We start from the raw sequence: 12398 nt of genomic DNA on the forward strand, positions 1-12398 counted from the left end.
AATCCAAATTATTTTAGCTATAAGAGCGTTTTACTTTTTGCTCAGCATATCCATCATAACTGGCTTACTTTTAGTAATTCATGGAGTTAAAAAAGTCAGCATTGCTCTTTGTTAAAAGTAGTTTGTCACGTAAAAATTCCATTGCTTCAACGGGTCCCATAGGATTGAGTATCCTACGCACCACCCATATTTTATTTAGTATAGCCTTATCAACTAATAGCTCTTCCTTCCTTGTTCCGGATTTTGTAATATCAATAGCTGGAAATATACGTTTATCAGAAAGTTTTCTATCAAGTATGATCTCAGCATTTCCTGTACCTTTAAACTCTTCAAAAATAACTTCATCCATTTTTGAACCAGTCTCTATAAGAGCTGTGGCGATTATAGTTAAAGAACCCCCATTCTCAATATTACGAGCTGCTCCAAAAAAGCGTTTTGGTCTCTGCAGTGCGTTTGAATCTACACCACCAGTTAGAACTTTCCCAGACGAAGGAATAACCGCATTATAAGCACGTGCAAGTCTAGTAATATTGTCAAGTAGAATTACCACATCTTTTTTATGCTCAACCATTCTTTTAGCTTTTTCTATTACTATTTCAGCAAGCTGTACGTGACGGTAAGCAGGCTCATCGAATGTAGAACTTACTACCTCACCTTTTACAGAACGTATCATATCTGTTACTTCTTCAGGTCTTTCATCTATAAGTAACACTATTAATTCTACTTCAGGGTGATTTATAGCTATAGAGTTAGCCATTTGCTGAAGCAATACTGTTTTTCCTGTGCGAGGTGGAGCAACTACTAACGCTCTTTGCCCTTTTCCAAGAGGAGCTACTATATCTATAGCACGCATGCTTAAGCCTTTTTTATCATCACCATTATTACACTCAAGTACTATGCTTTCCTCAGGATAAAGAGGAAGCAAATTATCAAAATGGACGTACTTTCTTAATTCACTTACTTCAGTAGAGTTTATACTTTGAACCTTAGTTAAAGTAAAATATCTCTCTTTATCACCAGGTGGCCTTATTTCTCCATATGCCATATCTCCTGTACGTAAATTAAACTTCTTTATTTGCCCGTTAGAAATATAAACATCATCGGTACTTGGGGCATAATTTGCACTTGCTGAACGTAAGAAACCAAAACCATCAGGCAATATTTCCACTATTCCACTCCCTGTGGTTATGCCTCCTTCTTCACTCATTTTTTTCATTAAGCTGAATATTATTTCCTGCTTTAGCATTCTACCATTGCTTTTACCGTTAGTTGAAATTTTTCTTTCTTCAGCTAACTCTAACAATTCTTCTGCTGTTTTCTCTTTTAATTCGCTCAGATCTAATGTTTTTCTGTTTTTCTCAGTACCTTCATTGACCATCTGTTTTACTGTATCGTTATTGTAAATTTGCTCACTTTTTTCAGGTTGAGCTGTAACCTTTCCTTTTGCCAAAACATCTTCATTGATTGTTGTCATAATCCTCCAAAAATTTTAATTGATGCTTACTAACCTAAAATGTGACTATAAGATAATAAATTAGGCTGAGTTAGTTTCAGTGCGTATTAAGCTTAATTATCATTAAACCCCGTACTTTACTCACATTATACTAATAAACACTAGCAAGTCAAGTCAAGTTAATTTAATTTAATGTTAACAAAACACAAAAATTTGAGGATTTTCAATAGCTATTCTTTATATTTTTTTAACCTTTCTTGCTTCTCCTCTTCTACTTTTGCTTTTTCCACTTCTGCTTCTAAATTTTCTTGACTACATAAGCCGAGTAGTACAGGATCTTGGGGTTTTATATTTTGCATGTTATGATGAGATCCATCTCTTACCTGCTCAACTGTGTAATTTGTTGTACTAATTAATTTAGCTATAACGTTATTGTCCAAGATAGGAAATTTTTTTACTAAATAATAAATCGCATCAGGTTTATCTCTACGTCTTGCCGTAGAGGCAAAGCCAAGAATGCTACCAATCGCTTTACTCCTTTTTTTTATATTTTTTATAATCAAATTTGGTACACGATTTGGATTTTTTTTGCAATCATCGATTTCTTTTTCAGTAATTATTCCAGAAATAATAGGGTTATATTTTTCTACTTCTATTTCCTCATCAGCTATGTCTTGTACTTCTTCAAGGGCCAATCTGCAACATTGTGCTATTTGATTAAAAGTTAAACCAGTGTTGTCTACTAACCAAGCAGCTATTTGCACTAGAAACTGTTTATTTCTATCGTTATTGCCCTTAAAAGATTCCATTGACATCAAAAAAGCATCTCCCATTTAAAGTATCCCTTACTGTTATACAGAGCTAAAATATAAACTATTAAAACTAAAAAAGCATTAATTTTGTCATTCAATAACTTTTTGTTTGTCACTTCCCACCTCTTAAGTTAATTAAATGCGCTTACCTTTAAGCATATTTCAAACAAAATATTTCCCCTTCCTAAGGTATAGTATAACTCAGTTAAACATATGTTCCTATTTAAGATTAGAGAGTTAAATTTTAAGTTAATATATTGTAATATTATATATATTAGCTAATAAAGCAACAGGTTTACAAGCATTAAATTATCACTATTCTATAATTAATCATTAATTAACTGGGTTTAAAATGAATGTTAAAAATTTTTTCACTAAAGTAACCGTTGTCCTTTTAGCTTGCTTGTTAATCTTCATGGGAATTGGCAACCTTTTATCAGGTGATGATGAAAAAGAAGAGGTAGCTAGGGTTGGAAAAGAAGTTATAACGTCAGATGAGTATAAGTCGCTATATCAAGATTATGGAAAACAAATTTCTGGATCTGATGCGAGTAGAGAACAAGTAAAAAAGCTGAAATATGATTTGCTTAACGCACTTATAGAGCAAAAACTATTGTTTAACCTAACTAGTGAGCTGGGGTTGACAGTTGGAGAAGAATCTATAAAAAACCATATTAAAAACACCAAATACTTTCAAAATGATAAAGGTGAATTTGACAAAAATAAATTCTATGAAACGCTAAATGACCTGCATATGACAGAGAAAGAGTATATAGCAAAGCTAGAGAAAGTCCTGCCTGCAATGATGTTCATGACTTCATTATTTAAAGATAATTATCCAGTAACTTTTGGCGAGAAAATTGATGAGCAGATATACAAAAGTCGCTACCAAACTAGAGTAGTTGATATTGTTAAAATAACTGAAGATGCAGTTACAAACATTCCTGAACCAGATGATCAAGCCTTACTTGATTTGTACGAAAGAAATAAATCCCATTTTTATTATCCTGAGTATCGAACTGCGCAATATATTTCCCTAGGCCAAAAGTATTTTGAAGATCAAATCAAGATCTCAGATGAAGAAGTTGATGGTATAATAGAACAACAAGAACTTAACAATCAAAGAGATATATTCAATGCAATATTTTCTACCAAAGAAGAAGCTGAGACAGCAAGAAGAGCATTTGAGGAGGGTAAAACAAGCTTTGAACAGATAGTAGAAGAGTTTGGCAAAGCAAAACTTGAGGAAACTAGAGTAAATAATATAACTAAGGATTTTTTACCAGAAGACGTGAGAGAGAAGGTATTTGCTCTTAAAGTAGGTGAAGTAAGTGAAGTTTTAGCAAGCAGTTTTGGTTGGCACATAGTAAAAGTGGAAAGTGCGCATCAAATCTCTGATGAAGACTTAGTTGATTTAAAAAAAGACATAAAGTCAGTTCTAACTAACCAAAAGTCTTTTGAAAGAGTCAATGATTTCATAAACCAAGTGAACTATAAGATATACAATGGTTCAGAAATTGAAGAAATATTGAGTGAATATAATTTACCTATACAAACTATTGGTCCAGTAGATGCGAGTGGAAAAGATCAAAGCGGTAATAACGTAGGAGATTCTGGTGATTTGATTTCTTTCATTTTTTCGCGAGAAAAGGATCAGAAAGGTTATTTTAAGGGCGTTGGGGACGCTGTTGTTAGTGTAAAAATCATCGATATCGTTCCACCTAAATCACAAAGTTTTGAAGAAGGCAGGGCATTAGCGGTAGAGCTTTGGCGTAGTGAGTTTATAAAAGAAAGAATGTTTAAATTCGGGCAAGAGGTTGCAGTTCAACTAAGAGAAAAAACAGATTTGGAAGAAATTCAAGGTGTGGAATTAGTTAAAGGTCAGCAGATGCACCGCAATAAAGTGGATCAACAAAACTACCCCTTTTCTTTTGTAGAAGAGATTTTCAATATGAAAACAACTGGTTCAGTGACAGATCCTATTCAATACAATAATGAAATTATAATAGGTGTTCTAAAAGAAATGCATTCATCAAATGGCAAATTAAACATGCTTGAGACTGGAAAACGTGTGATGATATCGCTAAAAGAGCAATTAATTAGCTATCTGGAATCAAAGTATAAAGTCGAAGTTAATCACGCTATACTTGACGATATATAGTCAAAAATCTTATAAGTTGCTTCAAACGCATCCAGTGCCCAGACACACAACTGTACGAACATTGCGATTTGAGAGCAATCTTCACTAGAAAGGATGTCATCCCAGTGCCCAGACACTGGGATCCAGGAATTTTATTAAGTTGGTAAGCATAAAAGTAGCCGTTTTATGTTAAAATACAACGTTTTAATGATTAAAAAAAGGCTGGATTCCAGTGTCAGCTACTTGCATGACACCATTTGTTGTCTTCAAAAATGAATGTTTGTGCAGTTATGCGCCTGGCACATCCTACATTATTGGTAATTATATTATAAGGTGCAAAAGTTGTATAATTCATTTGACTTAAAACGGCTCATTGTATAAAATTGTGGCTAATATATGAATAAAGGTTAACATGGCAGTTAAAATAAGGTTGGCGAGGTTTGGCGCAAAGAAACGCCCTTTTTATAGGATAGTTGTAGCTGATTCACGAGCACCAAGAGATGGGCGTTTTATTGAGAAAATAGGACAATATGATCCAATGTTACCAAAAGACAATAAAAATCGTGTTGTGGTGAAAGCTGATAGATTAAAACATTGGCTAAGTGTAGGCGCGCAGGCAACTGAAAGAGTACTGTGGTTTATCAAAAAAGGCATAGTAACTTTAGAAACAGAACCAAAGAAAACAGAAAAGAAGAAAGTAGAGAACGAGAAAGCACAAGGGCAAGAGGCATAAGTCTCTTAAAATGCTAAATACTGATTTAACAAACAGCGATAAATTAGACGATATTGTATCTTCTGATTTGTCAGCTATGAATGACTTTGTCTTCAAAAATGTCAATGATGAAGATGCTAAGCTTGCTACTGATATTATATCTCATCTTGTTAGGTCAGGTGGAAAAAAAATAAGGCCTAAACTAGTTTTTATTATATGTAAAATGCTAAACTATTCTGGGGAGAATAGGATCAACGTTGCTGCATCGGTAGAGTTTATACACAATGCTACTTTACTTCATGATGATGTGCTCGATGAAAGTGAGGCACGCCATGGAGTTAAAACAGCGAATAAGATTTGGGGGAATAAATCAAGCATTTTAGTTGGTGATCTATTGTTGACTCTAGCATTTAGATGGCTTATAGAGTGTGGAAATTTAAATATTCTCCCTATTTTATCTAAAGCATCGCATTTACTTGTGAAGGGTGAAATAAAGCAGATGACAACACGTTTTGACCCCCACACAGTCAGGGAAAATTATTTTGATATCATTGGAGAAAAGACAGCGTCTTTATTTTCTGCATGCTGTGAAGCTGCATCTACAGTATCTGGTGCAACAAATGACGAAACAGAGAGGCTAAAGAATTTTGGTTTTAATTTTGGTATGGCATTTCAAATAGTTGATGATATGCTCGATTATACTGCTAATCAAGGCACTTCTGGAAAGCAAGTCGGAAAAGACTTTTTCGAAGGTAAAGTCACCTTACCTGCTATTATAGCATACGAAAAGGGCAGTCCAGCAGAGCAAAAATTCTGGGAAAAATGCTTTTCTTCAGCTAGACACAATTTTGACCAAGCATTACACTATATTAATCACCATAATGCCATTCAGCTTTCTATGGAAAAAGCTAGACACTACATTAATATGGCACAAAATGATATTAGTACTTTTTCTGATTCTTTTTATAAAACTACTTTAATTGACTTTTTAAATGCGAGCATAGAAAGACGAATGTAGCTGGCGCTTGATATTTTCGTATTAATTGCTATATATTTATTAGATTCTTAAGGGTAATAATATGTCAGATAGTAGTAAAGAGAAAAAGAAGAAGTTTGCTGATATGGTAAGTAGGCAGAAAGGTGACGACCAACAAAATAAGCAGACTGATGATTTAAATGAAGATCTCAATACATTAAAAGAACGTGCAGTTCAGCTTGAAGATCATTTACGCCGTGCTGTTGCAGATAATGAAAACGTCAAACGTATAATGCAAAGGCAAATTAGCGATGCAAGTGACTACGCAGTCACAAAATTTGCACGTGATATGATCGACTCGTGTGACAATTTAAAAAAAGTAATGGAAATTTTGAAAGACGGTGATCCTGTTCATGAAGGAATCAAAGTAGCATATCAAAAAATTATAAATGATCTAAAAAAACATGAAGTAGAAGAAGTAGATCCACTTGGTGAGCTTTTTGATAGTAATTTACACCAAGCTGTTGTGGAAAGAGAAGACAATGAAAAAGAGCCTGGCACCATTGTAGAGGTACTACAAACTGGTTATACTATCAAAAATAGGTTGCTTCGCCCTGCAATTGTTATTATTTCTTGCTGATTGTGGAAGCGATTAGCATGAGGTAAATGTATAATGACAAGTATTGTCTTTTCAGGTATCCAGCCAAGTGGCGTACTACATTTAGGTAATTATCTTGGTGCAATCAAACAGTGGATAGACTTACAGGATAAATACAAATCTCTTTTTTGTATTGTCGACCTACATGCAATCACAGCAAATAAGCTTCCCGCAAGTGAATTAAAAAGTAATATTTTCAAAACAGCAGCAGCTTATATTGCATGTGGAATAGATCCAGAAAAGTCCATTATTTTTAATCAGTCCACGGTTAGTGGTCATGCAGAACTGGGCTGGCTGCTTGGGTGCTATACACCAATTGGTTGGCTTAATCGCATGACTCAATTTAAAGATAAAGCTGGCGGCGATAAACAAAAAGCCTCTCTTGGATTATATAGTTATCCAGTACTTATGGCTGCAGATATATTGTTGTATCAAACTAAATACGTTCCTGTTGGTGATGATCAAAAACAGCATTTGGAGCTTGCACGTGATATTGCATCAGCTTTTAACAATCATTATAAACTGGATTATTTCATCGTACCTGAAATCTTAACTTTGGATTGCACATCAAGGATAATGAGCTTAAGAGATGGCACAAGCAAGATGAGTAAATCTGACCCTTCAGAATATTCGTGCATTAACCTTGATGATACAGATGATTTAGTTGTTAAAAAAATAGAAAAAGCAAAAACAGATTCAATTCTAGGCTTTGCTACTTTAGAGTGCCGACCAGAAATAAGCAATTTGATAAACATTTATTCAGTGCTTAGTAATGTAAATGTGGAAAAAGTATGTGAAGAAGTGAACAAACATGACATGAAGCACTTCAAAAAAGAGTTAGCTGATTTAATTATCAGTGTTATATCACCCATACGTGAGAAAATGAATGATCTTTTAAAAGACCAATTCCATTTACATGAAATATTAAAAAAAGGCACAAAGAAAGCAGCAGAAATTGCAACCCATAATATAAAAGAAATCAAGGATATTATTGGATTTGCTCAATATCTGTAAGGTTCCAAAGTGTGATGGTGCGAACCGTCATACCGCCGCGGTATCTCAGCCGCTAACACGTAGCGGGATGACGGTTTTTCAAATTGTCGGTAAATCTAAGTCAGTTTAGCTATAGGCAGCAATTTTCTGTATTTATTTTAAGTTGAAGAAAGCTCAAATGAAAAATCGTGTTTTGCTAAAAATCACAGAATGCAGTCTGGTTACAAAATTCTCTAATGGTCTTAAATAAAACTTCCAGTGAATGATTGTCAGACATATTGTGCTCTGCTGATTTTATTAAGTGTACTTCAACATCGGTTGACTTAATTTTTTCAGCTAAATTCAATGAAGTTTGATAAGGAACATCTTTATCATTAATGCTATGCAGCAAGCGCACAGGACAGTTTATATCTATTGTCTTTTTGTTTAAAAGAAGGTTCTTTCTGCCATCTTCGATCAAATTTTTAGTTACTTTGTATGTACAATGCTCTGAAGTAAAATCTATTACACCTTTAGAATCTAGTTCTTCTTTTTGCTTGCCTGACAATTGCTTGAATATCAAATCTTCAGTAAAATCGGGAGCAGACGATATACCAATTAGTGCTGCAATTTTTTCTGGAAATTGAGGGGCAGTGAGCAACATCAGCCATCCTCCCATACTTGAACCTATAATTATTTGTTTATCGCTAGTTAATTCACTCATTACTTTAGCACAATTTTTTTGCCAATCACTTATCGTGTAATCAATAAAATTACCACTTGAATGACCGTGACCAAAATAATCAAATAGCACAAGTGCTACGTCATTTTCTTGGCAAAATTTGTAAATAGCAGTTGCTTTAGTTCCATCCATATTGGATGCAAATCCACCGAAAAAAACTACAGAAGCTTTCTTTCCTTGTAGCTTTCGATATGCTATGTGACCATTATTTCCATCAAACAATTTACAATAATCCATACTACTTTGGCAAAGCAACCGGGCTATCACTCAATTGATGCAAATAACTAACTAGATCTGCAATTTCTTGTGGATTGGAAATACCTGCAAATGCCATACGTGTACCTTTTATATAGGCTTTTGGGTTCTTTAAAAAGGCAAATAGCTCCTCATACCCCCATTTTCCACCTCTTTCAAGCACTGCTTTTGAGTAATTGAATGAGTTACCAAGATGGGCCTTTTTATTTCCAACTATGTTCCATAAGTTTGGTCCTACTTTATTCATTCCACCTTTCTCAAAACTATGGCAGGCTATACATTTTTTTGCTGCTGATTTACCTTTCTCAAAGCTAGCATTCTGCATGAGCGCTCCAATATCAAGCGCCACTTGCTCGATTTTTTGCTGGAACTCATTGCTGCCAGCAGCTACTATCGTTTGGTGTTCAATCTTATATTCTTCTGGACTGTAAAGCATATCAACTACATTACTAACTATCATAATGATTAGCCCAGAAAGTAAAATCGATGCTGCAATCTTATTAAGCTCCATAGTTAATTTTTATTAAGTAATGTTACTTAAATTATGCGAATATTTTCGCAAATAGCAACCAATTACCTTGAAGCTCGCTAAAGATGAGAGTCTCTATAGCTGACCCAAGAAAGGTTTTCCTACGTCCATACCGCCGCGAACCGTCATACCGCGATTCATTCGCGGTATCTCAGCCGCTATAGCCTTTCTTATAATAGTCCGAATGCGATAAGATATGTGTTTATGGCTATAGCAGGCCAGTAGCATATTACGGTCTGTTCGGATTATTGTAAAAAGAGCTATAACAAGAGATCCCGCTAACAAGTAGCGGGATGACGAGGTTCACTGCCATTAAGTTAAGGAAAGAATGGTTAAAAACTGAACTAAAAAGTCAGAAATAATTAAGGATTTATGACAAATGTTGAAACAGAATAGAGTAAACTTTAAAGCAGATAAACTCTGAAGTGTAAATTACTTAAGAAACAGTTTGTTTAGAAGTCATTTTACAGGAGCTATGGCAATAAGCTACCCAGTTATTATCAGAAGATATGAATACTACCTCTAGTCAAAATATGTGTTTTCTAACCCTTTTTTGGTAATTGAACGAACGAAGATAAGGTACCTTATGACGATCAACTTTCCTTCCCTTTCTTACCGCCAAAGTGTTCATCAAAAATAGCTTTGATAATTGATCCATAATGCAGTCAGTATCTGATTCCGTAGCAAAAATGTCGAAAGCCAAGTTTTTGATCGCGTTAAATGAGACAGATTTGTTAATGCTCCTCTTAAGCTTATCATCGGTTAAGTCCATATTCAACGCTTCTTCTACATCTTCTGTCATAACACTTTCTAGGTTGCTAATAATGATAGCTGACCAAAAATCCTGTTTAACAGACTCAACACTTTTTCCTGTAAAATTTTCTAGACTTAGTCTTCCTTTGAGTTTTGCAAAAAATGTCTCAACTCCCCAGCGTAAAAAATATAACTCCTTAAATCCTCCAGTTTGAAACTTTTGTTCATCCATTAATGATGTAGCTAACACTTCAATTTCACCAGATGGCAGTACCACTTTGAAGCGTTATTCCACTATTTTCTTGTTTTATCTTACGCTGAGCACATATGGTAACCTCAACACTAGATGGGCTTTTTTCTTCAAACATAGCATTCACTTCATTAAAAGATGATCTGGGACATCGAATGACATAAGCAATTTTTCTTTTTGTAAGGCTAGAAAGAAATTTATAAGATAAATATACAAATCAGTAAGTCATTAGTATTTACAACTTTAAGCATTTCATCTGCTAAGTTAATTTCATGAGTGTTACCTCTATCTAACACTGACCTTATGGCAACATTATTTAGCACATCTTAACAAACCGCAAAGGTTGCACTTGCATAATCACCTAAATCTTTTGGTTTTTGGTTACGTATTTTTCTTGAGCCAAATTCATTTTTTATTTCAACGCTTGTTGGTAAAATGATTTTGGAGGCATAAAGAGCTAAGACTCTAAAGCCAAAACAAGTTTTAAATTTTTGGTCTTGGTAGTACAAGGAAACCACACCTTCGTTAATTTCTGAAAATGCACTGTGTTTCATTTTTTTTCTTGCTTGACTAAAAGCACTAGCAGTAACGGTATAGTCTTTTTTCCTATATAAAATAAATTCGTTTAGTATTACTTGCAGCGACTTTACACTTTTTCTTAAAATTAAGATAAATATGTCAATAAAAGATAACTTCCTCTTTCTCATAAAATCTTTTGAAGATGATTTATGGGATTCTATAAATTCTAGACTTACCAATTCATTTTGAATAAATTTTATTACTGCCTTTTTTACTCATACTACCTTTAAACTTATTGGTATACATCATTATCCCATAAAATCTATCTTTTTTCCTTAACTTAATGGCAGTGAGACGAGGTTATCGTCATGCCGCCACGAACCGTCATACCGCGATTCATTCGCGGTATCTCTTAGCCGCTAACAAGTAGCTGGATGACGATTGTCAGGGTGTAATCCCAGTGTCCCTATGATGTCATCCCAGTGCCCAGACACTGGGATCCAGGAAACTTAATTGCAAGTAATGCATTGGGTTTGGTGAGTATGGGTTTTGCGTTATAGAATGAAGCACTTTTGGTGAATTTATAAAGAAAGCTGGATCCCAGTGTCAAGCACTGGGATGACAAAAAAAGGAGCACTGGAATGGCACCATTTGTTATGTTTAACAAAGTTCGTACTTAGCTTCATGTTAGCCATAAATATTTAAGAAATTTACCAAATGAAAAAAAGGCAAAAGAAGCCCCATGGTTAACTAGTTCTGACACTGGTTTCCATCCAAGACGGCAGTAGCCCCTTCGGTGTCATTCCAGTGTCAAGCACTGGAATGACAAAGGAGAGCAGTGTCAGCTACTTGGATGACACCTTTTTTCTACTTAGTGTGGGTTATACAAGAAGTCTATTGTATAGCTATTGCTGGTTGTATATTACTTATAGCTTATCTATTCAAATTTTGACTTTATTTTTCATAATTAATTATTGACACTGTTGATAATCTAGTTATTATTAGTATCCCATTGGTTAATGAGGTAAAAAATGTCTACATCTAAACTTAAAATTTCAATTGCTGCTTTATCATTATGTGTATCTGCCGTTGCAATTTATATACATCTTCCTTATGTTATTGCAGCAGTTTCTGGTTCTGGTGCAATTGAAGCAGTTCCTTTAGCAATTTTTGCTGTTTCTGCGATTGTTGCGCTGGTTTCAGTGATATGTCTTATTAGACTGGCCGTTTCTAGAGCTGGTGATAAGAAAAAAATAGATCTTAGTGGAGAAGAATCCGGCCATACTGCATCTCAAGAACCACAAGAAAAGCCTGTTAAGCAAGATAGTGAACACAGATAAAAGTTGATAGTGGTACTAGTTCGCAGCATAAATCAAGTGTGCCTACTTCTCCTTCACAGCCTCCGCAAACACGTGATACAGCATCTTCTCAAGTACCACAAGAAAAGTCTGTTAAGCAAGATAGTGGATCACAGATAAAAGTTGATAGTGATACTAGTTCGCAGCATAAATCAAGTGTGCCTACTGCCCCTTCACAGCCCCCGCAAACACATGTTACAGCGGTTCCTCAAGTACCACAAGAAAAGCCTGTTAAGCAAGATAGTGAACACAGATAAAAGTTGATAGTG

General features: G+C 34.7%; 13 protein-coding genes and 1 pseudogene. 7 read left to right on the forward strand and 7 right to left on the reverse strand.

What is annotated here, in order from left to right:
- Positions 1–70: 70 nt before the first annotated feature.
- Both rho and OPR46_RS05555 read right to left on the reverse strand, forming a co-directional pair.
- Entirely contained in the window at positions 71–1474 is a 1404-nt protein-coding gene (gene rho / locus OPR46_RS05550) for a transcription termination factor Rho (RefSeq protein ID WP_265043201.1), read from the reverse strand.
- A 209-nt stretch (positions 1475–1683) separates the two neighbouring features.
- Complete coding sequence (locus OPR46_RS05555; protein ID WP_320109353.1) at positions 1684–2286, reverse strand: cell cycle transcriptional regulator TrcR; 603 nt, start codon at positions 2284–2286, stop codon at positions 1684–1686.
- 331 nt (positions 2287–2617) lie between these two features.
- Here OPR46_RS05555 and OPR46_RS05560 point away from each other — a divergent pair, with 331 nt between their 5' ends.
- The 5 genes from OPR46_RS05560 (at position 2618) to trpS (ending at position 7765) form a co-directional block, all read left to right on the forward strand.
- The gene (locus OPR46_RS05560) at positions 2618–4426 is read left to right on the forward strand and encodes a peptidylprolyl isomerase (protein ID WP_265043203.1); all 1809 of its coding nucleotides are present in this window, start codon (positions 2618–2620) and stop codon (positions 4424–4426) included.
- Between the two features lie 391 nt (positions 4427–4817).
- Positions 4818–5138 (forward strand): 30S ribosomal protein S16, encoded by a 321-nt coding sequence (gene rpsP, locus OPR46_RS05565; protein WP_006279266.1) that lies wholly within the window; start codon positions 4818–4820, stop codon positions 5136–5138.
- A gap of 10 nt (positions 5139–5148) precedes the next feature.
- Entirely contained in the window at positions 5149–6135 is a 987-nt protein-coding gene (locus OPR46_RS05570; protein WP_265043204.1) for a polyprenyl synthetase family protein, read from the forward strand.
- A gap of 61 nt (positions 6136–6196) precedes the next feature.
- Complete coding sequence (locus OPR46_RS05575; RefSeq protein WP_406833316.1) at positions 6197–6733, forward strand: nucleotide exchange factor GrpE; 537 nt, start codon at positions 6197–6199, stop codon at positions 6731–6733.
- Between the two features lie 33 nt (positions 6734–6766).
- Positions 6767–7765 carry a tryptophan--tRNA ligase gene (gene trpS / locus OPR46_RS05580; RefSeq protein WP_265043205.1) on the forward strand — a complete coding sequence of 333 codons (999 nt, stop codon included), beginning with the start codon at positions 6767–6769 and terminating at the stop codon, positions 7763–7765.
- Positions 7766–7940: 175 nt separating this feature from the next.
- Here the strand turns inward: trpS and OPR46_RS05585 are convergent, their stop codons facing one another.
- From OPR46_RS05585 to OPR46_RS06900, 5 genes and pseudogenes are all read right to left on the reverse strand, one after another.
- On the reverse strand, positions 7941–8702 hold the full coding sequence (locus OPR46_RS05585) for an alpha/beta hydrolase (RefSeq protein WP_265043206.1): 762 nt from the start codon (positions 8700–8702) through the stop codon (positions 7941–7943).
- 1 nt (position 8703) lies between these two features.
- Positions 8704–9231, reverse strand: a complete 528-nt coding sequence (locus OPR46_RS05590; RefSeq protein ID WP_010082469.1) for a c-type cytochrome — start codon at positions 9229–9231, stop codon at positions 8704–8706.
- Between the two features lie 93 nt (positions 9232–9324).
- The gene (locus OPR46_RS05595) at positions 9325–9534 is read right to left on the reverse strand and encodes a hypothetical protein (protein ID WP_265043207.1); all 210 of its coding nucleotides are present in this window, start codon (positions 9532–9534) and stop codon (positions 9325–9327) included.
- Between the two features lie 241 nt (positions 9535–9775).
- A pseudogene (locus OPR46_RS05600) lies at positions 9776–11031 on the reverse strand (IS4 family transposase).
- Between the two features lie 206 nt (positions 11032–11237).
- Positions 11238–11438 carry a hypothetical protein gene (locus OPR46_RS06900; RefSeq protein ID WP_265043208.1) on the reverse strand — a complete coding sequence of 67 codons (201 nt, stop codon included), beginning with the start codon at positions 11436–11438 and terminating at the stop codon, positions 11238–11240.
- 364 nt (positions 11439–11802) lie between these two features.
- Here OPR46_RS06900 and OPR46_RS05610 point away from each other — a divergent pair, with 364 nt between their 5' ends.
- Together OPR46_RS05610 and OPR46_RS05615 are read left to right on the forward strand one after the other, a co-directional pair.
- Entirely contained in the window at positions 11803–12111 is a 309-nt protein-coding gene (locus OPR46_RS05610) for a hypothetical protein (RefSeq protein ID WP_265043209.1), read from the forward strand.
- Positions 12112–12149: 38 nt separating this feature from the next.
- Positions 12150–12386, forward strand: a complete 237-nt coding sequence (locus OPR46_RS05615) for a hypothetical protein (RefSeq protein WP_265043210.1) — start codon at positions 12150–12152, stop codon at positions 12384–12386.
- Positions 12387–12398: the final 12 nt, after the last annotated feature.

The organism is Wolbachia endosymbiont (group A) of Scambus nigricans, from assembly GCF_947251485.1.
GTDB classification, from domain to species: Bacteria; Pseudomonadota; Alphaproteobacteria; order Rickettsiales; family Anaplasmataceae; genus Wolbachia; species Wolbachia pipientis.

Coding starts and splice junctions, on each gene's coding strand:
- rho (WP_265043201.1), bottom strand. CDS start 1,474: ATGACAACAATCAATGAAGATGTTTTGGCAAAAGGAAAGGTTACAGCT.
- OPR46_RS05555 (WP_320109353.1), bottom strand. CDS start 2,286: ATGGGAGATGCTTTTTTGATGTCAATGGAATCTTTTAAGGGCAATAAC.
- OPR46_RS05560 (WP_265043203.1), top strand. CDS start 2,618: ATGAATGTTAAAAATTTTTTCACTAAAGTAACCGTTGTCCTTTTAGCT.
- rpsP (WP_006279266.1), top strand. CDS start 4,818: ATGGCAGTTAAAATAAGGTTGGCGAGGTTTGGCGCAAAGAAACGCCCT.
- OPR46_RS05570 (WP_265043204.1), top strand. CDS start 5,149: ATGCTAAATACTGATTTAACAAACAGCGATAAATTAGACGATATTGTA.
- OPR46_RS05575 (WP_406833316.1), top strand. CDS start 6,197: ATGTCAGATAGTAGTAAAGAGAAAAAGAAGAAGTTTGCTGATATGGTA.
- trpS (WP_265043205.1), top strand. CDS start 6,767: ATGACAAGTATTGTCTTTTCAGGTATCCAGCCAAGTGGCGTACTACAT.
- OPR46_RS05585 (WP_265043206.1), bottom strand. CDS start 8,702: ATGGATTATTGTAAATTGTTTGATGGAAATAATGGTCACATAGCATAT.
- OPR46_RS05590 (WP_010082469.1), bottom strand. CDS start 9,231: ATGGAGCTTAATAAGATTGCAGCATCGATTTTACTTTCTGGGCTAATC.
- OPR46_RS05610 (WP_265043209.1), top strand. CDS start 11,803: ATGTCTACATCTAAACTTAAAATTTCAATTGCTGCTTTATCATTATGT.